This is a genomic window from Amycolatopsis silviterrae, assembly GCF_042684085.1.
Classification (GTDB): domain Bacteria; phylum Actinomycetota; class Actinomycetes; order Mycobacteriales; family Pseudonocardiaceae; genus Amycolatopsis; species Amycolatopsis silviterrae.
Genome location: NZ_JBHUKS010000014.1, coordinates 246,484 through 269,116, shown reverse-complemented (window position 1 = coordinate 269,116; position 22,633 = coordinate 246,484). Strand labels below are relative to the sequence as shown.

Here is a 22,633-nt window from a genome sequence, read left to right as displayed (position 1 = left end):
ACTATTCCATACGTAGGATGATTGGATGAAGGGATCAGGCTGTGCCGTTGGCCACCACTCGCCGCGCCGGACTCGTCGACCAGGTCATCGACCAGCTGCGCGAGGCGGTCACCGCCGGAGAATGGCCGATCGGGCATCGGATCCCGACCGAGCCGGAGCTGTCCGCGCAGCTGGGCGTCGGGCGCAACACGGTCCGCGAGGCCGTGCGCGCGCTGGCGCATACCGGGATTTTGGAGGTCCGTCAGGGCGACGGCACCTACGTGCGCGCGACGAGCGAGGTGTCCGGCGCGATCCGCCGGCTCTGCGGGACGGAACTGCGCGAGGTGCTGCAGGTGCGCCGTCTGCTGGAAGTCGAGGGCGCCCGGCTGGCCGCGACCGCGCGCACCGACGAGGACGTGGCCGAACTGCGCGTCCTGCTCAACCGGCGGGACACCGACTGGGACGAGGGCAGGCTCGACGATTTCGCCCGCAGCGACGCGGAATTCCACCAGGTCGTGGTCCGGTGCGGGCACAACGGCCTGCTGCTGGAGCTGTACCGCGGCCTGATGGAGGCGATCACCGCGAGCGTGGCGTCCACTTCGGACAATCCGGAGCACGCGGAGATGATCCGGCACCGGGAACTGGTGGAAGCGATCGAAGCGCGCGACGCCGGGCGGGCGGCGGATGAGGCGGCCGGGTTCCTGGACGAGCTGATCGCGCGGGCGGAAGACTTGTGATCAGTCGTCCCGCGCCGAGAGCGCTCTGATCAAGCGCTTCGCGCCGCGTCGCGTCCGTTCGTCTGTGTCCTCTTCCAGCGCCTCGCACTCCCGCAGCGCGGCGTCCCGCTCGGCGTCGTCCACCACGAACACGTCGTCCACCGCGGTATAGATCCAATCGCCCTGATTCGGGTCGGCGTCGCCAAGAGCAGCGGCGACCACGGCAAGCCCAGCCGCGTCGAGACGGCGGAGCAAAGCCTCCGCTGTCTCGCGGGTGACGAACGTGTTATCCGCGTCGAGCACGAGTCCCAGCAACGGCCCCTTGGCCTCCGGCATCGCGGCGAAGCTGGCGAGGGCACGGCCCGCGTCCGCTCTGTCGCGATAGTCGGGGCTTTCCGACAGCTTGATCAGGGCGGCCACCGCGGCGTGCCTCGCCTCATCGTTCACGAGAAGGACTTACGGAAGCGTCAGGATCTCCGCGCCGTCGGCGGTCACCACCAGGGTGTGCTCGAACTGCGCGGTCCACTTCTTGTCCTTCGTGGTGACCGTCCAGTCGTCGTCCCACAGGTCGTAGTCGATGGTGCCCAGCGTGATCATCGGCTCGATGGTGAAGGTCATGCCCTCTTCGATCAGCGTCTGCACCGAGGGCTCCTCGTAGTGCAGCACCGTCGGCGCCGTGTGAAACGCCGGGCCGACGCCGTGGCCGGTGAAGTCGCGCACCACGCCGTAGCCGAACCGCTTCGCGTACGCCTCGATCACGCGGCCGATCACGTTGAGCTGGCGGCCGGGGCGGACCGCCTTGATCGCGCGGGCGGTCGCTTCGCGGGTGCGGTCGACCAGGAGCCGCACCTCCTCCGAAACGTCTCCGGCGAGGAACGTCGCGTTGGTGTCGCCGTGCACGCCGCCGATGAAGGCCGTCACGTCGATGTTGCAGATGTCGCCGTCCTCGATCACCGTCGAGTCCGGGATGCCGTGGCAGATCACCTCGTTGAGCGAGGTGCAGCACGACTTCGGGTAGCCGCGGTAACCGAGCGTGGACGGGTACGCGTGGTGGTCGAGCAGGAACTCGTGCACCACCTTGTCGATGTCCTCGGTGGTCGCGCCCGGCTTGACCGCCTTGCCGCCCTCTTCGAGCGCCTGCGCGGCGATCTTCGACGCGACCCGCATCGCCTCGATGACCTCGGGCGTGCGCACTCCGTTGCCGGTGTCCCGTTTCGGCGCCGGCCGGTCCACGTACTCGGGGCGGGCGATGTCGGCGGGGACGGCACGGCGCGGCGTCTGGACGCCGGGCTTCAACGGGGCGCGAACGGACATGTCCCCAGCCTACGACCTCGCCCCGACGCGGCGCAGCCAGCTCAGAACAGCACGGTCGCGTACTGCCCGACCTGCTGGAACCCGATCCGCCGGTAGGCCGCCAGCGCGGGCGCGTTGAACCCGTTCACGTACAGGCTCGCGGTCCGGCCTAGGCCGTGGACCAGGCGGTTCACCACCGCGGCGGTGCCCGCGGTGCCGAGGCCGCCGCCGCGCCGGTCCGGGTGCACCCACACGCCCTGGATCTGGCCGACCCGCGCGGACATCGCGCCGATCTCGGCCTTGAACACGACCTCGCCGTCCTCGAACCGGGCGAACGCGCGGCCGGTGGAGATCAGCTCGCTCACCCGGGCCCGGTAGCTGGCCCCGCCGTCGCCCGCGCGCGGGTCGACGCCGACCTCCTCGATGAACATCGCCACCGCCGCGGGCAGGTAGCGGTCCAGCTCGTGCGGGCGGACGGTGCGGACCTGCGGGTCGGCGGCCACCAGCGGATCGCCTTCGAGCGCCATCAGCGGCTGGTCGCCGCGCACCTCGCGGGCCGGCCCCCATTCCGCGGACAGCTCGTCCCAGAGCCCGAGCACCTGCGGCGCGGGCCCGACGAGCGAGGAGCAGGTGCGCTGGCGGCGCAGGGCCCGGTCGGCGAACGACCGCAGCGCCGAAGCGTTGCCGCGCAACGGGATCAGGTTGGGCCCGGCGAAGCACAGCCCGGTGAGGCGCCCGGCGCGCACCGGACGGGAATCGGCGGCCCACAGCTCGCCACCGAGCCGCCACGGGTCGAGACCGGCCGCCTCGACCCGGGCGCTGACCATGCAGCTGCCCACCGGGTCGGCGGCGAGTGCAGCGCGCACCGCCGGATAGTCCCGATCATCGAGCAGCCGTGCACCTGCAAGCCGCAACACGCGCTCCAGAGTGCCAGATGAACCGGGTGAACGGAACGCGAGCCGGCCGACACGCTGAGATGAACGGCCCTCGCACCCGAACGGCGGCGCCCCGGCGGGCTCCGGCGCCGACCGTGCCCGACCCCGGTGCGGCGCTCCGGAGGCACCCCGCCCGGGCACCTCCGGAGCCTCGCCCCAGGGTCCGTGAAGGGAACCCTGGGGGAATCAGAGTCCGTGAAGGTGGCCCTCACGGACGACTACCTCGCGGTGCCCGCCGAGCCAGCCCCGGCCCGGCGAGCCCTTCGACCTGGCTGCCGAGGTTGCTGTCCGTGAAGGACTCCTTGAGGGAATCAGATTCCCTCAAGGAGTCCTTCACGGACGGGCTCAGTGGTGCCGCGGGACCAGGTGCAGCAGCCGCGAAGCGTGCGGGGCCAGTGTCGCGGTGAAACTGTCGCGGCTCACCCCCAGGTTCCGGTGCGTCCACAGGTCCCGCACCGACGCCGGGCCGCGCAGTCCCAGGTCCGGCCAGGAAGCCGTCACCGACGCCTCCGTCGAGCCCAGGTTGAACAGCGCGACCGTGACCCCGCCCCGGCCGTCGGGGCTGAACCACACCTGCTGCTGGGTTTCCTGCGAAACCGGCCGCGCGGGGCGGCCCGCCTGGTCGACCGCCAGCACCTCGCGGTTGGTGAGCAGCTTCAGGTCGTCCGGGTCAAGCTTGGTCAGGTCGGTGCCGAGCAGCAGCGGCGAGGCTTCGATCGCCCACAGCGTCATGACGCTCTGCCGTTCGTCCGGGGTGATGCCGTTCGCGTCGCCGTTGCCGATCTCGATCGAGTCAAGGTCGTTCCAGTGGCCGGGGCCCGCGAAAGAGGTCCACTTGGGAGCGTCGGCGAAGCGCAGTTTGACCCGCACGTCCCAGTTCGTGAGGCCGACGCAGTGCGAGTAGCACTCGATGTCGCCTTCGATCCGCCAGCCGTTGCTGTAGCGCTGCCACGTCGCGGCTTCGGCGATGCTGAGCGAGTTCGACAGTTCCAAGTGGATCGGACGGCCGGTGGCCTGGATCGCGGCGTGCCACTGCTTGATGTCCTCGCGGTTGTCCGCGGGGATTTTCCCGCCGCCGGGGCCGACGAAGTCCATTTTGATGTAGTCGACGCCCCACGAAGCCAGCTGCCGCGCCTGCGAGCGGACGTACGCGGCCGCGCCGGGCTTGCTGAAGTCGAGTTTCGCGGATTTGTCGTCCGCGGTGTTGCCCGCGCCGGACATGACGATGTCGTGCACCCGGTACGGCGTGCCTTCGATCGGCGAATCGGCCGCGACCGCTTGCGCCGGGACGCCGGGCACCAGGTAGATGCCGAATTTCAGCCCGCGCTGGTGCAGGTACCGGGCCAGCGAGGCAACGCCGTTCGGGAATTTCTTCGGGTCCGCCGCGACGCGACCGAATTCGTCGACGTGGTCGTTCCAGCCCGCGTCGATGTTGATGTACCGGTAGCCGTACGCGGCGAACCGGTCGTGCAGGACGTCGGCCTGTGCCTTGATCGTCTCCTCGGTGAACTTCCGGCGCAGCGCGCTCCAGCTGCTCCAGCCCATCGGCGGCGTTCTCGCCACCGGCGTCCAGGACTCGATCGACTGACTGTCCGCCGCCGCCGTTCCGGCCAGCGCTCCGGCCAGCACCGCCACCGCCGCGGCCAGCACTCCGATCCGACTTCGCTTCATCGCGACCACCTCTCCCGGGGATCGCTTCGTTGTACGCGCGCCGGACCGGCCCGAGCAATGATTCATCGGATCACTGACCGCTAACCGGGACGGAACCCGCCGACCGGATCAAGCCCGTTCACCACCGTGAATGCTGCGAATATCCGGAAACGACCTCTCGACACGATCGCGAATAGATCCTATCTTTTGTGCGGCGCGCCCCAGCGTCGTTCACTGGCGAACACGGAGGTCCCGGATGAAGTTCAGACCAGCGCGCTCCCTTGGGCTAGCCGTGGCGGTGGCGACCGCCACCGCGCTGCTGCCCGCCGGCGCGGCCGCGGCATGGCCGGGCAGCCAGGACGTGTACGTCTCGCAGTGGGGCAACGATTCCGGGACCGGCGCCGTCTGGTCTCCAGTGCGCACGCTCCCCCGCGCCCAGCAGCTGGTCCGGCAGCGCGCCGCGCACCTGAACTCCGACCTGACCGTGCACGTCGCTTCCGGCACCTACCGGCTCGACAAGCCGCTCGAACTCGACTCGGCCGATTCCGGCACGAACGGTCACCGGATCGTCTGGCAGGGTTCGCCAGGCACCGTGGTCAGCGGCGGCAAGCAGGTCACCGGCTGGCGTCCGGTCGCCGGACGGCCGGGGCTTTACTCCGCGCCCGCGCCCGCCGGACTGGACAACACTCGCCAGCTGTACGTCGACGGCACCCGCGCGCAACGAGCGTCCGGCCGGCTTCCGGTAAGCGTGAAGGCGACCGACACCGGATACACCGCGTCCGCGGACACCATGGCGCATTGGCGAAACCCGAGCGACCTCGAACTGGTCTACACGAGCGGCGAGGGACTGTGGAACGTCGAGCGCAACGGCCTCGGCCAGTGGACCGAGCCGCGCTGCCCGATCGCCTCGGCACAGGGCACGACGATCACCATGGCGCAGCCGTGCTGGGACAACTCGACGCGTCGGGTGATGTTCGCCGACATCCCCGGCCGTTCGGTCAACATGGTCGGCCCCGGCGATCTCACGAACGGCCGCCAGCCGTCCTATGTGGAGAATGCGTTCGAGCTGCTGGACACCCCCGGCGAGTGGTACCTCGACCGCTCCGCGCACACCGTGTACTACCTGCCGCGCAAGGGCGAGAACCTGCACTGGGCCGACGTCGAGATGCCCGCGCTGGAGAAGCTCGTGGACGGCCGCGGCACCGCCGACGCGCCGATCCACGACATCTCGTTCCGCGGCATCCAGTTCTCCTACGCGACCTGGCTCGCCCCGTCGTCGCCGGAAGGGTTCTCCGAAATCCAGGCCGGCTACCGGATCACCGGCGAACGCGGCTGGGCGACGCAGGGCCTGTGCCAGTTCACCCCCGGCGGCACCTGCCCGTACGCGGACTGGACGAAGGAACCCGGCAACGTCTCGATGTCGCACGGGCACCGGATCGAGTTCCGGGACACTGTCTTCGCCCACCTCGGCGCGGCCGGGCTCGACCTCGGCGAAGGCGCGCAGGACAGCAGCGTGTCCGACAGCGTGTTCACCGACATCTCCGGCAACGGCGTCGAAATCGGCGGGGTCAGCAAGCCCACCGCCGCCGGCGCGGACCTGACCGCGCGGGTCAAGGTGACCAACAACCACCTGTACGGCATGCCGCGCGAATTCACCGGCGGGGTGCCGATCGTCAACGGGTACTCGCAGGACAATGTCGTGTCGCACAACCAGATCGACCACGTCGCGTACTCCGGCATCTCGATGGGCTGGGGCGGCTGGCCGGACAAGATCAAGCAGGCCGCGACGCCGAACGTCTCGCGCAACAACGTGGTTTCGAACAACCTGATCCACGACTACATGCTTTCCCTCGACGACGGCGGCGGCATCTACACCCAGGGCATCACCGGCCCGTCGCAGGCCGAGGGAGAGAAGGTGACCGGCAACGTCATCTACGACCAGTGGGGCCTCGGCAAGTCCGTCTACACCGACAACGGCTGCACCTACGAAACCGTTTCCGGCAACGTGCTTTACCACGCGGCGTACGCCAACGTCGCCTCCACGCACGTCGACTACCGCGATTCGCTCGGCAACAACGACCCGACCGTCATCTCCGGGAACTACTGGGAGCAGGGCGATCCGGACGGCGACAAGAAGGGCGTCATCACCTCCGGCAACCACCTGCTGAACAACCCCGCCGCCGCCCCTAAGTCCATTGTGGACAACGCGGGCATCGAGCCAGGCCACCGTTCGGTGCTGAACCGGCGGATCGACGGCGCGTCCGCTCCGCAGGCCCCGACCCGGATCGGCACCTTCTCGGTGTCCGGCAAGCTGTACGCGACCTGGAACCCGACAGTCGCGGAAAACGGTGCGCCGGTTCAGGATTACCTGCTGACCGCTTCCGACGGCAAGCACAGTGTCACGACTTCGGTGTCCGCAAAGGACTTCGCGCGTACCGGGTATACCGTGATCCCGAAGCTGACGGACGGCCAGACGTACACCGTCACGATTGCCGCGCGCAACCGGTTCGGGGTTGGCCTGCCGTCGCTGCCGTCGGCACCGGTCACGGTGGCGCAGCCGGGCACCCAGCTCGCTGCCGTCCCGACCGGGGCGAAGGCGCTGCCGAGCACTGACGCGGCGAGCATCCGCTGGACGCCGCCGAAGGAGACCGGCTCCACCCCGGTGATCGGCTACCGGATCACCGTGTCCGACGGCCGCACCATCGAGGTCACCGGACGCGACGCGATCGTCAGCCAGCCCACGCAGAAGGGCCTGACCCGCGTCGTGGACGGGCTGAAGTCCGGCACCGCGTACACGTTCACCATCGCGGCCGTCACCGGAACCGGCGTCGGCCCGGCGGTGTCGGTGCAAGCCACGACCGCCTGACCCGGTGATCGGCGCGTATCGGACCTCCCCGCCGGTACGCGCCGATCACCCCAGCCGGAACGCCCTTCGATACGCCCCCGGCGTCGTCCCGACCTGCGCCCGGAACCGGCGGCGCAGGTTCACCGCCGACACCAGGCCGACCCGCGCGGCGATCGCGTCCACCGGCAGGTCCGTCTCCTCCAGCAGCCGCCGCGCCTCGGCCACCCGCCGGGAAAGCAGCCACGCGCCCGGGCTCGTCCCGAGCTGATCGGCAAACCGGCGGGCCAGCGTCCGCGGGGAAATCCTCAAGCGGGCAGCCAAATCCTCGACCGACAACGGCGTGCCCAGCCGCTCGCCGGCCCAGTCGAGCAGGCCGTCCAAGGCATCCGCGGACGGCTGCCGCGGCACGTACTGCACCTGCCCGCCCTCGCGATGCGTCGGCATCACCATGTGCCGCGAGATAAGCGCCGCGTGCGCCGCGCCGTGATCACGCCGGACGAGGTGCAGGCACAGGTCGATGCCTGCCCCCGCGCCCGCGCTCGTGGCGACATCGCCGTGGTCCACGTAGAGCACGTCCGGTTCCACGCGCAGTTCCGGGAAATCGCGCTGCAGCTGGTCGATCCGCGCCCAGTGCGTCGTCGCCGTTCTTCCGTCCAGCAGCCCGGTTTGGGCCAGCGCGAAGGAACCCGAGCAGATCGTGACCAGCCGCGCGCCGCGTTCGTGCGCGCGCAGCAACGCCCGGCGCACCTTCGGCGAGAGCGGCGTTTCGACCGGCGTCCAGCCCGGGATCAGCACCGTGTCCGCCTTGGCCAGCGCCGAAAGCCCGCTGGACACGTGGATCTCGTAGCCGGCGGTGGTCGGCACCGGGCCGGGTTTTTCGGTGCACACCTCGAATGCGTAGTGCTGCGGTACGCCGCCCCGGGTCGTGCCGAAGACCTCCACGCCGCAGCCGAGTTCGAACGTCGACTGCACCGGCTGGACGAGAGCCACCACACGATGCATGGCAAGAAAGTACCCTATGACGTCTTTCCTGACACTGTTCCGCGCGGGCCGGGGAAGCCACGCTGGGACCCATGCACTCCGAAATCCTTGCCCAGCCGGGATACACGTCGGTCCCGGTCGACGAAGCGCCGGTGAAGGACCTGTTCCCCGGCATCCGCCTCCGCCCGCTGTGGAAGGGCGAAAACGGCGCGCACGCCAACGTGGTCGAGTTCGATCCGGGCAGCACGTGGCCCGAACGCGACGTGCACGAGCCCGGGCCGGAAGAGGTCTTCGTCGTCTCCGGCGTCTTCAACGACGGCGCCCGCGATTACCCGGCTGGCACGTTCCTCCACGCGCCGGCGGGGTCGTGGCATGTGCCGGCGACGGAGAGCGGATGCACGTTGTTCGTGTTTTATCCCGAGGGCTAAGCGCCGCGGTAAGTCCCGACCGTCCAGGCGTTCCCCTCCGGGTCGCGGACGGTGAACGTGTGCGAGCCGAAGTCGGTGTCGTGCAGCTCCAGGCTGATTTCGGCACCGGCTTCGCGCACGCGGGCGTAGATCTCGTCCACCCGGTCCGACACCACGTACGCGGCGCTGGCCCCGGGCTTCATCTCGTCGTGCACGCCGTCGGCGGGGCCGCCGCTGCTGCCCAGCATCACTGCCCCGCCTTCGGGCCAGCGGAGTTCAGCGTGCGCGACACCGTTTTCGCCGGGGACCACGAGGGTCTCTTCGAAGCCGAGAACCTCGGTGAGGAACCGGATCGCGCCGCGGGCGTCGTGGTAGCGGAAGGCGGGCCAGACTGTCGGTTGCGGTGTCATGCCACCGATTCTGCGGCGGCCGCCTTCGTCTCGTCTTGGAGAAACGGGAGCTCTTCGGCCATCCACGTCCGCGGCGAGCAGCCCGCCAGCGCGCGCCATTCGTTCGAGAAGTGCGCCTGGTCGTAATACCCGGCGGCGTAAGCGATTCCCGCCAGATCACGGTGCCCGGTCCGCAGCAGCCGGACCGCGCGCTCGAACCGCAGCACCCGCGCCGCCTGCTTCGGGGCCAATCCCAGCTCGGCGCGGAACCGCTCCCCCAGATGCCGCCGGCTCCACCCGACCTCGTCCGCCAGGTCGCCGACGCGCACCAGACCGCCGCTGCGGCGCAGTGCGTGCCACGCGCGGTCCAGCTCCGGCGGCGGTTCGGCGGGCTCGACCGCCCGCGCGGCCAGCACGTCGTCGAGAATCGCGAACCGGGTGCGCCAGTCCGGCGCCTCGGCCAGCCGGTCCGGCAGCCGGGCGAGGTCGCCGCCGAAGTCGGCGAGGTCGGCCACCTGACCGGTCAGCTCGGCGGCCGTGACGCCCAGCAGCGTCCGCGCGCCCAGCGGGTCCAGCTCCAGCTGCACGCCGCGCTGCACCCGGTCCTGGGTGATCAGCGCGGGTTCGGTGTGCAGGCCGCCGACCGCGCTCCGCAGCGCGCCGGCCCCGGCCAGCCCGGCGTACCGGATCGGCTCCTCCAGGCTGATCACGAGCGTGAGGTGCCGGGACGGCAGCCCGCGGTGCACTTCGAGGGTGACGTTCTCCTGTGCGTAGCCGATGTAGCGCGTGACCAGGCCCCGCAGCACCGGATGCGGCGGACGGGCGGCCCAGCTGTGACTCACGCGACCAGGCTAGCCCGGAAACGGCCGGATTCTGCTACCACGGGAGGGCGGTCCCCACGATGAGGAGAAGCCCGATGACGATCCAGGAACAGGCGCAGCAGCTCGAACTGCTCGCCGACCAGGTGCCGACCGGAATCGCCCTCGCCACGAAGGGCGAACTGGAAGACGTGCAGGCCCAGGTGCTCGGCCTGCTCGGCGAAACCGGCAGCGCGACCGCGATCCAGGGTTCGGTGCAGATCGCGATGCGGCAGATCGACGAGGTCGCCGCTTCGCTGGAGAACGTGCGGCTGCAGATCCGCGAAGCCGCGCAACACCACCTGCGCGGCTGATCTTCGCGGCACTATGGACCGATGACCGGATGGAGCGAGGAACGCGCCCAGCTGCTGGCCGCACACGCCGGTGATTTCGCCGAAACCGCGCTGGCCAACATCGTGCGCGAGTACCCGCATTACGAGAGCCACTGGCGCACCGACGACACGCCGGTTCCCTCGATCCGCGAGCTGCACCCGTGTTTCTACGGCAGCTTCGACTGGCATTCGTGCGTGGAAATGTTCTGGGTGCTGGCCCATCTGCTGCGCCGGTACCCGTCCCTCGTGCCGGCCGACGAGATCCGCGCCGTCCTCAACTCGCACCTGACCGAACCCGCGTTGGCCACCGAAGCCGCCTACTTCGCGCCCGAGCACCACCGCACGACCCAGCGCCCGTACGGCTGGTCGATTCTGCTTGCGCTGGCCAGGGAAACCGCCACCTGGGACGACCCCGACGCGACGCGCTGGGCCGCGGCTCTCCAGCCGCTGAGCAAGCTTTTCGTGACCCGCTTCCTCGACTGGCTGCCGAAGGTCACCTACCCCATCCGATACGGCCTGCACGAGAACGGCGCTTTCGGACTCTCCCGCGCGCTGCCGTACGCCGGCTACCTAGCGTCCCGTGGAGAACCGGAGCTGCAGCAGGTCATCACCGAAACCGCCTGGCGCTGGTTCGGCTTGGACCGGGACTACCCCGGTGCCTGGGAACCGTCCGGGGCGGACTTCCTCACGCCGGCGTTGGCCGAGGCCGAGCTGATGAGCCAGCTCCTGCCCGCCGGCGACTTCGGTGCCTGGCTGGACGCGTTCCTGCCCGGAATCGCCGACCGGACCCCGACGGCGCTGTTCACGCCGGTGCGGGTGACCGATGCTTCCGACGGGTTGATCGCCCATCTGCACGGGCTGAACCTGCACCGCGCGTGGTGCTGGCGACGGATCGCGGCTGCGTTGCCGGGTGGGGACGGTCGGGTGGGGGTGGTTGAGGAGACTTCGCGGGAGCACGCGCATGCCGCGCTGCCGCAGGTTACGGAGGGGCCGTATGCGGTGGAGCATTTTCTGGCTTATTACGCGCTGATTCTGCTTAGCGGGGCCGATTCGGGGAAGGTCTGAACGATGCCGGACCCCTGGCTGCGCATCCTGGTGCTCGACGGAGAAACCCCGGCGAGCGCCTGGCGTCGCACCTACGCCGACGCCCTAGTCGACGCCGCGATCGCCGACCGCGCCGTGCGCTGGTCGTGGCGAGACCACGAACACGGCGTCGTATTCGAGATCAGCTTCCGGACCGGAGCCATCCGCGACGAATTCCACGACCAGCCTCCGGTCAAAGCAGCGCTCGAAGCTGTACCGGATCCGCGCCACGGCCTCACCATCACCTCCGGCGGCGACGGGTGCGGCGCACACGACGGATCCTTGAACAACCCTCACTAGCGTCCCCGGCAGAAACGGAGAGGGCACTCACCCGAGGACAGTCGCATGCCGGACCATCCGCCAGCCGAGACGGCCAGCCCCGCCCTACCCCTCCGGCAGCGGCTCCCGGTGCTCGGCACGCAGCCCGTCCAGCGAAATCAGCAGCAGCCGGTTCCACATGTGCGGGCGGCGCTCGTCGGTGAACTGCGCCGCGTACCCCAGCGAAATCAGCAGCAGCACCAGATCCTCAGTCGTCACCCCGGGCCGCAGCAACTCCGCCGCGCGAACCCGCAGTTCCTCGAGCACCGCCCGGAGCTGCGGAATGCCGGTCGGGTCGGGGTCGGTCCAGGTCAGCGCGAAGCTTTCCATGATCGCCCGGTGCCGGGCACAGCCGGACAGCGCCTGGCGGTAGAAGTCCGTCAGCGCCGCCCACGGGTCCTCCGCCTCGACCGCCGCCTTGCGCGCGGCCTCGGCCCACCGGGAGAAGTCCTGGTCGAGGACCGTCCGGACGAGGTCTTCCTTCTTCGGGAAGTGCCGGTACAGCGTGCCCATGCCGACGCCGCTGCGGCGGGCGATCTCGCGGACGTCGACCGCGGCTCCCTGTTCCGCCATCACCTCGGCGGCGGCTTCGACGATCGCTTCCCGGTTGCGGATCGCGTCCGCGCGCGGGGCGCGGCGCCGGGGGGCGGGGTGCGGTTCAGCCACGGCCATGCGCCGAGCATACCCGCTTACCCGGAGCACGTGCTCCGGGTAGTGTGCTACTTTGCGGAGCAAGTGCTCCGCCTAAGGAAGGAGAAGTCGTGCCCGACCTCGCCGACTGGAATACCCGGATCATCGCCGAGTCCCGGAAGAACGCCGGATATGTCGCCTGGAGCAGTCCCGAAGAATTCGCCGCGGGCCGTCCCGTTCCGCCGCGGATGCCCGGTTTCCCGGAAAAAGGCATGCCGCTGATTCTCGTGCACCACGTCGGCGCGAAAACCGGGAAAGCGCGGATCAGCCCGCTGTTCTACCGGCCGGTCGGCGACAACTGGGCCGTCTTCGGCACGCACGGCGGCAGCCCGCGCGACCCCGCGTGGTACCGCAATCTCATGGCCAATCCGCGCACCGTCATCGAGGCGGGCGCGGAGGAGATCCCGGTCGAAGCACGGCTGACCGCCGGGGACGAGCGCGCCCGGATCTGGGCGGACCAGATCGCGCTGGTCCCGAAATTCGCCGAATTCGAGGCCGCTTCCGGAAGGCAGGTCCCCGTCGTCCTGCTGGAACGCCGCTGAAACGAAAGGGCTCCTCGACCGTAATCGAGGAGCCCTTTCGCGAAAAGAAAACTCAGCCGACGGTGACGCTCGGCGCGCCCTCGCCGATCGATTCGCCGGATTCCTCGGCGATGCGCATGGCCTCTTCGATCAGGGTCTCCACGATCGCGTGCTCCGGCACGGTCTTGATGACCTCGCCCTTCACGAAGATCTGGCCCTTGCCGTTGCCGGACGCGACGCCGAGGTCGGCCTCGCGGGCCTCGCCGGGGCCGTTCACGACGCAGCCCATCACCGCGACGCGCAGCGGGATCTCCATCCCCTCCAGCCCGGCGGTGACCTGGTCGGCCAGCGTGTACACGTCCACCTGCGCGCGCCCGCACGACGGGCACGACACGATCTCCAGCTTCCGCGGCCGCAGGTTCAGCGACTGCAGGATCTGCGTGCCGACCTTGACCTCCTCCACCGGCGGCGCGGACAGCGACACCCGGATGGTGTCGCCGATGCCCTGGCGCAGCAGCGCGCCGAACGCGACGGCGGACTTGATCGTGCCCTGGAACGCCGGCCCGGCCTCGGTGACGCCGAGGTGCAGCGGGTAGTCGCACTGTTCGGCGAGGATCTCGTACGCGCGCACCATCACGACCGGGTCGTTGTGCTTGACCGAGATCTTGATGTCGTGGAAATCGTGCTCGGCGAAGAGCGAGGCCTCCCACATCGCCGATTCGGCGAGCGCCTCCGGCGTCGCCTTGCCGTGCTTCTCCAGCAGCCGCTTGTCGAGCGACCCGGCGTTGACGCCGATCCGGATCGGCGTGCCGTGGTCCTTCGCGGCCTGCGCGATCTCCTTGACCTGGTCGTCGAACTTGCGGATGTTGCCCGGGTTCACCCGCACCGCGGCGCAGCCCGCCTCGATCGCGGCGAACACGTACTTGGGCTGGAAGTGGATGTCGGCGATCACCGGGATCTGCGATTTCTTCGCGATCGCGGGCAGCGCCTCGGCGTCGTCGGCCGACGGGCACGCCACGCGCACGATGTCGCAGCCCGCCGCGGTCAGCTCGGCGATCTGCTGCAGGGTGGCGTTGACGTCGGAGGTCAGCGTCGTGGTCATCGACTGCACCGAGATCGGGTGGTCGCTGCCGACTCCGACCGATCCCACCATCAGCTGGCGGGTCTTGCGACGCTCGGCGAGAACGGGCGGGGGCAGAGCGGGCATACCTAACGCGACGGTCACGCTTCCAGCGTACCCACCCCGCCCCGGCGGGTTTCAACGAAGTCAGCCGACGCGGTGAGCAGCGTTACCCCCGGTCGGGCGGCCGGGGACGCACTCGTGCCCCGGCCGGTGCGCCGGGTTACTGCAGGCGGATCGGGTTGACGATGTCGGCCGTCACAGTGAGCAGCGTGACGCCGCCGCCGATGACGACCAACACCATCGTGATCGCGGACAGCTTCGTGTAGTCGACCGGGCCGCCCGCGGGTTTGCCGCGCAGCCCGCGCAGCCAGTCGCGGACGCGTTCGTACCAGACGATCGCGATGTGCCCGCCGTCCATCGGCAGCAGGGGCAGCAGGTTGAACACGCCGATGAAGAAGTTCAGGCTGGCCAGCAGCAGCAGGAAGACCTGCCACAGCCCGGCCTCGACCGCCTCGCCGCCGAGCCTGCTCGCGCCGACGACGCTGACCGGGGTGTCCGGGTCCCGCTCGCCGCCGAAGATCGAGTTGAACACCGCCGGGATGCGCTTCGGGAAGGCCATCAGCCCGTCCCAGGTGCGGGCGAACATGTCGCCGGTGAACGACGCCGCGCCGCCGAACGCGCCGACCGCGCTGTACTGGATGCTGCGCGCGACCCCGACGCCGACCGCGCCCACCGATTCGGTGCCGCCGTTCGCGGCGGGCCGGGTCACCTTCGGCACGTCCACGACGAACGTCTTCTTCTCCCCGCCGCGGTCCACGACCACCGGGACCGGGCCGGAGACCGCCTTGACCTGGTTGACCATCTCGGTCCAGGTCGGGGTCGCCTTGCCGGCCACCGAGACGACGGTGTCGCCGGGCAGCAGGCCCGCCTTCTTCGCCGGGGCCGGGTCGCCGGGCTGGCACACCGGGTTGTTGACCTGCTCGACCGTGGTGCCGCCGCGCACGCAGTCGGAGATCGTCGAAACGATCGGCTTCTGGTCCACGTTCGGCAGGCCCATGGTGGCCGCCATGATGAACAGCACGATGAAGCCGAGCAGGAAGTGCGTGATGGAACCGGCCGACATCACGATCGTCCGCTTCCAGGCCTTGAACCGCCACATCGCGCGCGGCGCTTCCTCCTGGGTGACCTCGTCGAGCGCGGTCATGCCCGCGATGTCGCAGAAGCCGCCCAGCGGGATCGCCTTGAGGCCGTACTCGGTCTCGCCGCGCCGGAAGGAGAACACCGTCGGGCCGAAGCCGACGAAGTACCGGCGGACCCGCATCCCGAACATCCGGGCGGTGACCATGTGGCCCGCTTCGTGCAACGCGACCGAAACACAGATCGCGAGCGCGAAGAGCACCACGCCGATCACATAGGCAAGCACGGGACGTGCACCTCACCCCTCAGCCGCGACCCGCGATGCGGTGGCGGCAGGTTCGTCGTCTTCCACGGCTTCCGCAAGCGGTGAGACCACCCGACAAGTTTTCGGGTCCAAGTATCCGCCGCCAGCGTGAAACCAGTGTTGCATCAACCGGCGCGGCTCCGCGCACCGGTCGCGGGCTCATCCCAGCAGCTCGGCGGCCCGCGCGCGGGCCCACTGCTCGGCCGCGAGCACGTCCGCGACGTCGCGGGGTTCGCGCCGCCATTCGCCCGCGTCGGACACCACCCGCGAGACAGTGTCCACAATCGACAGGAAACCGGCCTTGCCCGCCAGGAACGCGGCCACCGATTCCTCGTTCGCCGCGTTGAAAACCGCGGGAAGGCAGCCGCCCGCGGTACCCGCCTCGCGCGCCAGCTCGACGGCCGGGAACGCCTCGTTGTCGACCGGTTCGAACGTCCAGCTCGCCGCGGTGTCCCAGGCGCACGCGGCCGCCGCGCCGGGCACGCGATGCGGCCAGTTCAGCGCGAGCGCGATCGGGAGCCGCATGTCCGGCGGGCTGGCCTGGGCGATCGTGGAGCCGTCGGCGAAGGTGACCATCGAGTGCACGATGGACTGCGGGTGCACCGTCACGTCGATCCGCGCCGGTTCGACGCCGAACAGCAGGGACGCCTCGATCAGCTCCAGGCCCTTGTTCACCAGCGTCGCCGAGTTGATGGTGACCAGCGGGCCCATCGACCAGGTCGGATGCGCCATCGCCTGCTCGACGGTGACCTCGCCGAGGTCCTCGCGCTTCCGGCCGCGGAACGGGCCGCCGGACGCGGTGAGCACGAGCCGCGCGACCTCGTTGTCCTGTCCGGAACGCAGCGCCTGCGCCATCGCCGAGTGCTCGGAGTCGACCGGCACCAGCTGTCCCGGCTTCGCCGCGGCGAGCACGAGCGGACCGCCCGCGATGAGGGATTCCTTGTTGGCCAGCGCGAGGGTCGCGCCGCTGGCCAGCGCGCGCAGCGTCGGTTCGAGGCCTTGGGAACCGGGCACCGCGTTGAGCACCACGTCGACCGGCACCGAGTCGATCAGCTCGCTCACCGCGTCGGTGCCGGCGAGGATGCGCGGAAGGCGGAACTCGCCCTTCGCGTAGCCCCGGCGCTGCGCCTCGGCGTACAGCGCGAGCTGCACGTCTTCGACCGCCGTGGGCTTCGTCACGGCGATGGCCGCTACTTCGTGCGCGATCGCTTGCTCGGCGAGCGCCGCCGGATCGGAACCGCCGGCGGCGAGGCCGGCGATCGTGAACAAATGCGGGTTACGTGCGGCGACGTCGAGCGCCTGGGTCCCGATCGACCCGGTGGAACCCAGCACGAGGATGCTTCGCGGAGTAGTCATCAGCAAGCATTATGGCCCGGGTCGTGTCCGCGCGGCGGCCAGCGGTGTGGGATCATGCGAGGGCACAACGTCAGGCGGTTTGAAGGAGTGGTCGTGGCAGGCAAGGCGGTCGAGAAGCGCCCCGAGGTCGACCCGCGCGACGAGCCGTCGGCGGAGTGGGGCTGGCACGGCTCGTTCCCGAAGGCCACCCGGATCGCGGGCTGGCTGTCCGCGGCCATCCTGCTGGTGATGATCAAGGGCAACCACGAGAACAACACGGAGAACGTGTGGCTCGTCGGGCTGGCCGCGTTCATCGTCCTGCTCCTGCTGCTCGACCTGCGCAAGAGCCGCACCGCCTGGCGCAAGTAGTCCCGCCGGCGGGACTGGTGCCCGGACCGCGCTTTCGCTAGTTTCCGGGCCCATGAAGCCACGCTGGGCCGCGCTCGCGGCCGCCGTCATCGCCGGTCTTTCCCTGTGCACCGCGGCCCCGGCCAGCGCCGCGCCCTCGGCCAAGCCGCCGGTGGTGAAGTGCACCTTCACGCCGACGCCGGAGAACCCGGCCGCGCGCCCGGTGCTGCGCCCGCTGCCGTTCGCGCCCACCCGCGGCACGATCGACGTCACGTTCCACTACAACTACGGCCCGGTGACCGTCCGGCTCAACAGCGGCGGAGCGGCCCCGTGCGCCGTCGCCAACATGGCGAGCCTGGTGCTGCAGCACTTCTACGACCGTTCGCAGTGCTGGCGGCTGTCGAACTCCGCGCGGCTCGGCGTCCTGCAGTGCGGCGACATCTACGAGGTCGAAAAGGGCGGCCCCGGGTACAAATTCCCGGACGAGGTCACCGGCGCGGAGACGTACGAGCGCGGCACCGTCGCGATGGGCAACCAGGGCCCCGGCACCAACGGGTCGGAGTTCTTCATCGTGCACTCGTTCGCGCACATCCCGGCGAACTACTCGGTGCTCGGCAAGGTGGTGCGCGGCATGGAGGCGCTCGACCGGATGGTCGCCGACGGCATCGTCCCGACCGACCCGAACGGCCCGCTCGACGGCGCTCCCAAGCATCCGGTGAAGATCCGCTCGGTCAGCTTCGGCTGGTGACGCCCGGCGCGTAAGCGCGCAGAAAAACGCCGACGCCGGACCGGATCACCGCTTCCCAGTCCTCCCCCGGTTCGGCGGCGGCGACGCTGCCCGCGGTGAGCTGCACGAGGTGCACCGCGGCCAGCGACGGATCGTCCAGCTCCAAGTGGCCTTCGGCGGCGAGCCGGCGCAGGTGCCCGGCCAGCGCCAGCCGTACGCGCGTCGGGCCGCGTTCCTTCCAGGCCGCGACCGTCTCCGGGTCGATGTGGTCGAGGTCGGCCTGGATCTGGCGCACCAGCGCCCAGTGCGGTTCGGTTTCCGGATCCCGTTTCGCCCACTGGAGGCCGAACTCGACGAGATCGGGCTCCAGGCGGGCGATCCGGCCGAGCAGCTTGTCCGCGACCGCGATCTGGCGTTCGGCCACCCGGTCCGAGCTGTCCAGGATCACCGCGCGGAAGAGCCCGGCCTTGTCGCCGTAGTGGTTGTAGATCGTCCGCGACGACACGCCTGCCTCCGCCGCGAGCACGTCGATGCTGGCGCGCGAGTAGCCGTCCCGGGCGAAGACCCGCAGGGCGCCGTCGAGCAGAGCACGTTGTTTGTCCGTCCGCACCGGTTCAGTATGCCGAAGTACAACGACCGTTGCAAAAACTACAACGGTCGTTGTACCTTCGGGGCATGACTTCTTCGCTTCGCATCGCCGTCATCTCCGGCAGCACCCGTCCCGGCCGCCGCGCGACCCAGGTCGCCGAGTGGACCCGCGCCCGCGCCGCCGCGCACCTCGGCGACCGGGCCGAGGTGGAGGTCCTCGACCTCGCCGAGATCGGCCTGCCGCTCCTGGACGAACCGATGCCCGCCGCGATCGGCGCTTACCGCAACGACCACACGCGCCGCTGGGCGCGGCTGATCGACAGCTACGACGGCTTCGTTTTCGTGACCCCCGAGTACAACCACTCCATGCCGGCGGCGCTCAAGAACGCCATCGACTTCCTGTTTTCCGAATGGTCGGACAAGGCCGCCGGTTTCGTCAGCTACGGCACGAACGGCGGCACGCGCGCGGTGGAACACCTGCGGCTAACGCTCGCCGAGGTGAAGGTCGCTTGCGTGCGCTCCCAGGTCGCGCTGGGGCTGTTCACCGACTTCGTCATCCCGGAAATGGCCGAGCCCGGCACCTTCGCGCCCGCCGACCACCACGAGGGCATCCTGACGCGGATGCTCGGCGAACTCGTCGACTGGGCGGCCGCCTTGCGCACCCTGCGAGTCTCACAGTGACCACGATTGCCGCCCCGATCGACCGCGCGACCTGGCGGATCTGCTGGATCATCGTGTTCGGCGCGTTCGCGAGCGGACTCGACGCGTCCGTCGTGACGATCGGCCTCGACTCGATCAGCAGCGATCTCGGCGCGGATCTCTCGACGACTCAATGGGTGGCGAGCGGCTATCTGCTCGCCCTCGCCCTGTCGCTGCCGCTGACCGGCTGGCTCGCCCGGCGTTTCGGCGCGGGCCGGGTGTGGCTCGCCGCGCTGGCCGCGTTCACCGTGGCCTCCGGGTTGTGCGCGATCGCCCCGGACGTCGTGCTGCTCATCGCTTTCCGGTTCCTGCAAGGGTTGGCGGGCGGCATCCTGATCCCGGCCGGGCAAACCGTGCTGGGCCAGCAGGTCGGTGCCGCGAGGCTGGGCCGGGTCATGGCGACGCTCGGGATCGCGGTGAGCGTCGCGCCCGCGCTCGGCCCGCTCGCCGGCGGCCTGATCCTGCACGGGCTTTCGTGGCCGTGGCTGTTCCTGATCAACCTGCCGATCGGCGCGGTCGGACTGGTCCTCGGCCTCCGGTATGTGCCTCGCGGGACGCCGACGGCCACCGGCGGGATCGATTTCGCCGGCCTCGCCCTGATCGCGGCCGGGCTGCCCTTGGTCCTGTACGCCGTGACCACCTGGGGCGACACCGGACGGCTCGACTGGCCGATCCTGCTGCCTGGTCTGGCTTTGCTGGGGTGGTTCGTGCAGCGGTGCCGCCGTCATCCGCGTCCGCTGCTGGACTTTTCCTTGTACCGCAACCGGCTTTACCGGGCGGCGAGCCTGGCGGCGGCGTTCAACGGGGCGCTGATCTTCGGCAGCGGGATCGTCGTGACGCTGTATTTCCAGCTGGGCAGGCACCTGGATTTCGTCGGCACCGGCTTGAGTTTGCTCGGCTTCGCTGGAGCGACGGCGGCGATCGCGCCGGTGACCGGACGCGCGGTGGACCGGTACGGCGCCGCACCGGTCGCGCTGGCGGGCGCGGTGCTGGCGGTGGTGACGACGGTGCCGTTCGCGTTCCTGCCGGTGGACGCACCTGGTGCGGTGGTTCAGGTTTTGCTGGCCGGGTACGGGGCTTCGGTGGCTTTGGTGAGCATGCCGATGGGGATCGCGGCGTACAAAACCGTTGCACCGGAACGGCTTCCGGACGCGGCCGCGCAGGTGACGATCCTGCTGCGGGTGGGCGGGTCGCTCGGCGGCGCGGTGTTCGCGGTGCTGATCGCTGGGCGGCTGCCGGATGCCGACGCGGCGTTCCGGCTGGGGTTCGGGGCGATCAGCGTGGGGGCGGTGGGGGCGCTGGGGACGGCATGGCTGGTGCGAAGGGCCTCGTGAGTGACGATGCCGGTTCTAACCGGCGTTGCCACTCACGACATCATGACCGCATGAGCACCCCACCAGACGGTCTCCCCGCCTACCGCGTCCTCACCGGCCCCGACGACGCGAACTTCTGCCGCCGCGTCAGCGAGGCCCTAGCGCTCGGCTACCGCCTGCACGAGGGCCCCGCGCTGACCTTCAACGGCGAGAACGTGATCGTCGCTCAGGCAGTGCTCTGGCCGGAAAGCTCGTGAGCGGCAATCCCGGTTAGAACCGTGATCGCCACTCACGACTCACTACGCGGCGACACCAGCTCACTAGGCCCGCCACCAGCCTCCCCCGCCACCGCGGCCAGCTCCTCCCCCACCGACTCCGACGACTTCGCGTCCTTCGTCAGCAGCGACGCCACCGCGCCGATCAGGCACACCACGATCGCGAAGCCGAACGCCACCGCGAGGCCGTCCTGGAACGGGCCCGAGATCAGGTTCGGGAAGAAGCTGCGCCCGGTCAGGAAGTTCGCCTGGTCCGCGGGCAGGCTGCCGAGCTGGCCGCCCAGCAGCTGCTGGATCGGGTTGTACCCGAGGAACGCCGCGAACAGCACCGCCACCGCGGGCAGGTGCGCGACCTGCTGCGCGGCCGCCTCGGGGACGCCGTGCTGGGTCAGGCCCTGCGACATCGCGGCAGGCAGGTGGTCCGACTGGCCGGCGATGATCAGGCTGAAGAAGAAGCCGATCGACAGCACCATCGCCGCGTTCTGGAAGGTCGTCATCATGCCCGCGCCGGAACCGCGGGCGTCGGCGGGGAGGCTGTTCATCACCTCGGCGCGGTTGGGCGAGGAGAACATGCCCATGCCGATGCCGTTGAGCAGCAGGATCCCGGCGAAGGCCCAATAGTCGAAGTTCACCGGCAGCAGCGTCAGCAGCAGGAACGTGAGCGCGGTGATCACCAGGCCGCTGAAGGCGAGCGCGCGGCTGCCGATCCGGTCGGACAGGATGCCGGACGTCGGCGCGGCCACCAGGAAGCCGATGGTCAGCGGCAGCATGTAGATCCCGGCCCACAGCGGCGTCTGCTCGAAGGTGAAACCGTGCTGCGGCAACCAGATTCCCTGCAGCCAGATGATCAGCACGAACTGCAGCCCGCCTCGGCCGAGCGACGCCGTCAGGTTCGCCAGGTTGCCCCAGCTGAACGAGCGGATCCGGAACAGCGACAGCCGGAACAGCGGGTTGGGCACCTTCGTTTCGATGATCACGAACGCGATCAGCACCGCGACCCCGCCGATCAGGCAGGACAGCACCATCGGGCTGCCCCAGCCGGTCTGCGAAGTGCCGTACGGCTGGATTCCGTAGGTGATCCCCACCAGCACCGCGATCAGGCCGACGGCGAAGGTGATGTTGCCCCACCAGTCCATTTTCGCGTGCTGGCGGACGCCGGTGTCGTGCAGCTTGAGGTACGCCCACACCGTGCCGATGACGCCGAACGGCACCGACACCAGGAAAATCAGGTTCCAGTTCACCGGCGCGAGCACGCCGCCGACCACGAGACCGAGGAACGAGCCCGCGATGGCCGCGACGCCGTTCATGCCGAGCGCGAGCCCGCGCTGGTTGGCCGGGAAGGCGTCGGTGAGGATGGCCGACGAGTTCGCCATCAGGAACGCGCCGCCGACGCCCTGCACGATCCGCCAGCCGATCAGCCACAGCGCGGCCGCGTCGCCGCCGAACCAGGTGATCGCCAGCATGATCGAGGAGACGGTGAACACCGCGAAGCCGAGGTTGTACATCCTGGCCCGGCCGTACATGTCGCCGAGCCTGCCGAACGCCACCACCAGCACCGCGGTGACCACGAGGAAGCCCATGATCATCCACAGCAGGTAGCTGGTGTTCGACGGTTCCAGCGGGTTGATGCCGATGCCCTTGAAGATGTCGGGCAGCGCGATCAGCACGATCGACGAGTTGATCGTCGCGATCAGCATCCCGAGCGTCGTGTTGGACAGCGCGATCCACTTGTACCGCGGGCCGAGTTCCGCGATCGAATACGTCCTGCGCTCCGCCACTGTCGAAAAC

25 protein-coding genes are annotated in these 22,633 nt (G+C 69.9%); 12 read left to right on the top strand and 13 right to left on the bottom strand.

What is annotated here, in order from left to right:
- The first annotated feature begins 41 nt into the window (after positions 1-41).
- The gene (locus ACFSVL_RS20390; protein ID WP_378306388.1) at positions 42-716 is read left to right on the top strand and encodes a FadR/GntR family transcriptional regulator; all 675 of its coding nucleotides are present in this window, start codon (positions 42-44) and stop codon (positions 714-716) included.
- On the opposite strand, the gene ACFSVL_RS20385 is transcribed toward ACFSVL_RS20390, so the two are convergent.
- The 4 genes from ACFSVL_RS20385 to ACFSVL_RS20370 form a co-directional block, all read right to left on the bottom strand.
- Positions 717-1,142: a hypothetical protein gene (locus ACFSVL_RS20385; protein WP_378306386.1), complete on the bottom strand. Its 426-nt coding sequence runs from the start codon at positions 1,140-1,142 to the stop codon at positions 717-719. It abuts the gene before it with no gap.
- Positions 1,143-1,151: 9 nt separating this feature from the next.
- Positions 1,152-2,009 carry a type I methionyl aminopeptidase gene (map, locus tag ACFSVL_RS20380; RefSeq protein ID WP_378306385.1) on the bottom strand — a complete coding sequence of 286 codons (858 nt, stop codon included), beginning with the start codon at positions 2,007-2,009 and terminating at the stop codon, positions 1,152-1,154.
- 41 nt (positions 2,010-2,050) lie between these two features.
- Positions 2,051-2,905: a GNAT family N-acetyltransferase gene (locus ACFSVL_RS20375; RefSeq protein WP_378306383.1), complete on the bottom strand. Its 855-nt coding sequence runs from the start codon at positions 2,903-2,905 to the stop codon at positions 2,051-2,053.
- 363 nt (positions 2,906-3,268) lie between these two features.
- Positions 3,269-4,594, bottom strand: a complete 1,326-nt coding sequence (locus tag ACFSVL_RS20370) for a glycoside hydrolase family 27 protein (RefSeq protein ID WP_378306381.1) — start codon at positions 4,592-4,594, stop codon at positions 3,269-3,271.
- 235 nt (positions 4,595-4,829) lie between these two features.
- Between ACFSVL_RS20370 and ACFSVL_RS20365 the strand changes: the two genes are divergently transcribed.
- Complete coding sequence (locus ACFSVL_RS20365; RefSeq protein ID WP_378306379.1) at positions 4,830-7,439, top strand: fibronectin type III domain-containing protein; 2,610 nt, start codon at positions 4,830-4,832, stop codon at positions 7,437-7,439.
- Positions 7,440-7,484: 45 nt separating this feature from the next.
- On the opposite strand, the gene ACFSVL_RS20360 is transcribed toward ACFSVL_RS20365, so the two are convergent.
- The gene (locus ACFSVL_RS20360; RefSeq protein ID WP_378306377.1) at positions 7,485-8,420 is read right to left on the bottom strand and encodes a GlxA family transcriptional regulator; all 936 of its coding nucleotides are present in this window, start codon (positions 8,418-8,420) and stop codon (positions 7,485-7,487) included.
- Between the two features lie 71 nt (positions 8,421-8,491).
- Between ACFSVL_RS20360 and ACFSVL_RS20355 the strand changes: the two genes are divergently transcribed.
- Positions 8,492-8,827, top strand: coding sequence for a cupin domain-containing protein (locus ACFSVL_RS20355; protein ID WP_378306375.1), 336 nt, complete (start codon positions 8,492-8,494; stop codon positions 8,825-8,827).
- Here the strand turns inward: ACFSVL_RS20355 and ACFSVL_RS20350 are convergent.
- Together ACFSVL_RS20350 and ACFSVL_RS20345 are read right to left on the bottom strand one after the other, a co-directional pair.
- A complete protein-coding gene (locus ACFSVL_RS20350) occupies positions 8,824-9,216 on the bottom strand; it encodes a VOC family protein (RefSeq protein ID WP_378306373.1) in 393 nt (130 codons plus the stop codon). The two genes, ACFSVL_RS20355 and ACFSVL_RS20350, sit on opposite strands and share 4 nt — an antisense overlap.
- On the bottom strand, positions 9,213-10,037 hold the full coding sequence (locus ACFSVL_RS20345; RefSeq protein WP_378306371.1) for a helix-turn-helix domain-containing protein: 825 nt from the start codon (positions 10,035-10,037) through the stop codon (positions 9,213-9,215). The genes ACFSVL_RS20350 and ACFSVL_RS20345 overlap by 4 nt, the downstream gene beginning before the upstream one ends.
- Positions 10,038-10,111: 74 nt before the next feature.
- On the opposite strand from ACFSVL_RS20345, the gene ACFSVL_RS20340 reads away from it, so the two are divergent.
- From ACFSVL_RS20340 to ACFSVL_RS20330, 3 genes are read left to right on the top strand one after another with little or no spacing between them, the layout of a single operon-like run.
- Complete coding sequence (locus ACFSVL_RS20340; RefSeq protein WP_378306369.1) at positions 10,112-10,366, top strand: hypothetical protein; 255 nt, start codon at positions 10,112-10,114, stop codon at positions 10,364-10,366.
- A gap of 21 nt (positions 10,367-10,387) precedes the next feature.
- Positions 10,388-11,449: a DUF2891 domain-containing protein gene (locus ACFSVL_RS20335; protein ID WP_378306367.1), complete on the top strand. Its 1,062-nt coding sequence runs from the start codon at positions 10,388-10,390 to the stop codon at positions 11,447-11,449.
- A 3-nt stretch (positions 11,450-11,452) separates the two neighbouring features.
- The gene (locus ACFSVL_RS20330) at positions 11,453-11,767 is read left to right on the top strand and encodes a hypothetical protein (RefSeq protein WP_378306365.1); all 315 of its coding nucleotides are present in this window, start codon (positions 11,453-11,455) and stop codon (positions 11,765-11,767) included.
- 84 nt (positions 11,768-11,851) lie between these two features.
- Here the strand turns inward: ACFSVL_RS20330 and ACFSVL_RS20325 are convergent, their stop codons facing one another.
- On the bottom strand, positions 11,852-12,457 hold the full coding sequence (locus ACFSVL_RS20325) for a TetR/AcrR family transcriptional regulator (protein ID WP_378306363.1): 606 nt from the start codon (positions 12,455-12,457) through the stop codon (positions 11,852-11,854).
- 89 nt (positions 12,458-12,546) lie between these two features.
- Here ACFSVL_RS20325 and ACFSVL_RS20320 point away from each other — a divergent pair, with 89 nt between their 5' ends.
- A complete protein-coding gene (locus ACFSVL_RS20320; protein ID WP_378306361.1) occupies positions 12,547-13,017 on the top strand; it encodes a nitroreductase/quinone reductase family protein in 471 nt (156 codons plus the stop codon).
- A gap of 52 nt (positions 13,018-13,069) precedes the next feature.
- Here ACFSVL_RS20320 and ispG read toward each other — a convergent pair whose 3' ends face one another.
- The 3 genes from ispG to dxr all read right to left on the bottom strand — a co-directional run bounded on the left by ispG (position 13,070) and on the right by dxr (position 16,916).
- A complete protein-coding gene (ispG, locus tag ACFSVL_RS20315; protein ID WP_378306359.1) occupies positions 13,070-14,221 on the bottom strand; it encodes a flavodoxin-dependent (E)-4-hydroxy-3-methylbut-2-enyl-diphosphate synthase in 1,152 nt (383 codons plus the stop codon).
- 118 nt (positions 14,222-14,339) lie between these two features.
- On the bottom strand, positions 14,340-15,542 hold the full coding sequence (locus ACFSVL_RS20310) for a M50 family metallopeptidase (protein WP_378306357.1): 1,203 nt from the start codon (positions 15,540-15,542) through the stop codon (positions 14,340-14,342).
- 177 nt (positions 15,543-15,719) lie between these two features.
- Positions 15,720-16,916, bottom strand: coding sequence for a 1-deoxy-D-xylulose-5-phosphate reductoisomerase (dxr, locus tag ACFSVL_RS20305; RefSeq protein ID WP_378306355.1), 1,197 nt, complete (start codon positions 16,914-16,916; stop codon positions 15,720-15,722).
- A gap of 93 nt (positions 16,917-17,009) precedes the next feature.
- Here dxr and ACFSVL_RS20300 point away from each other — a divergent pair, with 93 nt between their 5' ends.
- Complete coding sequence (locus ACFSVL_RS20300) at positions 17,010-17,264, top strand: DUF2631 domain-containing protein (protein ID WP_370939364.1); 255 nt, start codon at positions 17,010-17,012, stop codon at positions 17,262-17,264.
- A gap of 52 nt (positions 17,265-17,316) precedes the next feature.
- Positions 17,317-17,991, top strand: coding sequence for a peptidylprolyl isomerase (locus ACFSVL_RS20295; protein ID WP_378306353.1), 675 nt, complete (start codon positions 17,317-17,319; stop codon positions 17,989-17,991).
- On the opposite strand, the gene ACFSVL_RS20290 is transcribed toward ACFSVL_RS20295, so the two are convergent.
- Positions 17,975-18,580, bottom strand: coding sequence for a TetR/AcrR family transcriptional regulator (locus ACFSVL_RS20290; protein WP_378306351.1), 606 nt, complete (start codon positions 18,578-18,580; stop codon positions 17,975-17,977). The genes ACFSVL_RS20295 and ACFSVL_RS20290 overlap by 17 nt on opposite strands.
- A 65-nt stretch (positions 18,581-18,645) precedes the next feature.
- Here ACFSVL_RS20290 and ACFSVL_RS20285 point away from each other — a divergent pair, with 65 nt between their 5' ends.
- From ACFSVL_RS20285 to ACFSVL_RS20275, 3 genes are read left to right on the top strand one after another with little or no spacing between them, the layout of a single operon-like run.
- Positions 18,646-19,239, top strand: a complete 594-nt coding sequence (locus ACFSVL_RS20285) for an NADPH-dependent FMN reductase (RefSeq protein WP_378306349.1) — start codon at positions 18,646-18,648, stop codon at positions 19,237-19,239.
- A complete protein-coding gene (locus tag ACFSVL_RS20280) occupies positions 19,236-20,591 on the top strand; it encodes a DHA2 family efflux MFS transporter permease subunit (protein WP_378306347.1) in 1,356 nt (451 codons plus the stop codon). The genes ACFSVL_RS20285 and ACFSVL_RS20280 overlap by 4 nt, the downstream gene beginning before the upstream one ends.
- Positions 20,592-20,641: 50 nt before the next feature.
- Entirely contained in the window at positions 20,642-20,827 is a 186-nt protein-coding gene (locus ACFSVL_RS20275) for a DUF1737 domain-containing protein (protein WP_378306345.1), read from the top strand.
- A gap of 32 nt (positions 20,828-20,859) precedes the next feature.
- On the opposite strand, the gene ACFSVL_RS20270 is transcribed toward ACFSVL_RS20275, so the two are convergent.
- On the bottom strand, positions 20,860-22,623 hold the full coding sequence (locus ACFSVL_RS20270; protein WP_378306343.1) for an MFS transporter: 1,764 nt from the start codon (positions 22,621-22,623) through the stop codon (positions 20,860-20,862).
- Positions 22,624-22,633: the final 10 nt, after the last annotated feature.

What these genes read in the sequence shown, in the direction of transcription:
- ACFSVL_RS20285 (WP_378306349.1), top strand. Translation starts at nt 18,646, where the DNA reads ATGACTTCTTCGCTTCGCATCGCCGTCATCTCCGGCAGCACCCGTCCC.
- ACFSVL_RS20275 (WP_378306345.1), top strand. Translation starts at nt 20,642, where the DNA reads ATGAGCACCCCACCAGACGGTCTCCCCGCCTACCGCGTCCTCACCGGC.
- ACFSVL_RS20370 (WP_378306381.1), bottom strand. Translation starts at nt 4,594, where the DNA reads ATGAAGCGAAGTCGGATCGGAGTGCTGGCCGCGGCGGTGGCGGTGCTG.
- ACFSVL_RS20325 (WP_378306363.1), bottom strand. Translation starts at nt 12,457, where the DNA reads ATGGCCGTGGCTGAACCGCACCCCGCCCCCCGGCGCCGCGCCCCGCGC.
- ACFSVL_RS20330 (WP_378306365.1), top strand. Translation starts at nt 11,453, where the DNA reads ATGCCGGACCCCTGGCTGCGCATCCTGGTGCTCGACGGAGAAACCCCG.
- ACFSVL_RS20340 (WP_378306369.1), top strand. Translation starts at nt 10,112, where the DNA reads ATGACGATCCAGGAACAGGCGCAGCAGCTCGAACTGCTCGCCGACCAG.
- ACFSVL_RS20295 (WP_378306353.1), top strand. Translation starts at nt 17,317, where the DNA reads ATGAAGCCACGCTGGGCCGCGCTCGCGGCCGCCGTCATCGCCGGTCTT.
- ACFSVL_RS20350 (WP_378306373.1), bottom strand. Translation starts at nt 9,216, where the DNA reads ATGACACCGCAACCGACAGTCTGGCCCGCCTTCCGCTACCACGACGCC.
- ACFSVL_RS20365 (WP_378306379.1), top strand. Translation starts at nt 4,830, where the DNA reads ATGAAGTTCAGACCAGCGCGCTCCCTTGGGCTAGCCGTGGCGGTGGCG.
- ACFSVL_RS20360 (WP_378306377.1), bottom strand. Translation starts at nt 8,420, where the DNA reads ATGCATCGTGTGGTGGCTCTCGTCCAGCCGGTGCAGTCGACGTTCGAA.
- dxr (WP_378306355.1), bottom strand. Translation starts at nt 16,916, where the DNA reads ATGACTACTCCGCGAAGCATCCTCGTGCTGGGTTCCACCGGGTCGATC.
- ACFSVL_RS20335 (WP_378306367.1), top strand. Translation starts at nt 10,388, where the DNA reads ATGACCGGATGGAGCGAGGAACGCGCCCAGCTGCTGGCCGCACACGCC.
- ACFSVL_RS20355 (WP_378306375.1), top strand. Translation starts at nt 8,492, where the DNA reads ATGCACTCCGAAATCCTTGCCCAGCCGGGATACACGTCGGTCCCGGTC.
- map (WP_378306385.1), bottom strand. Translation starts at nt 2,009, where the DNA reads ATGTCCGTTCGCGCCCCGTTGAAGCCCGGCGTCCAGACGCCGCGCCGT.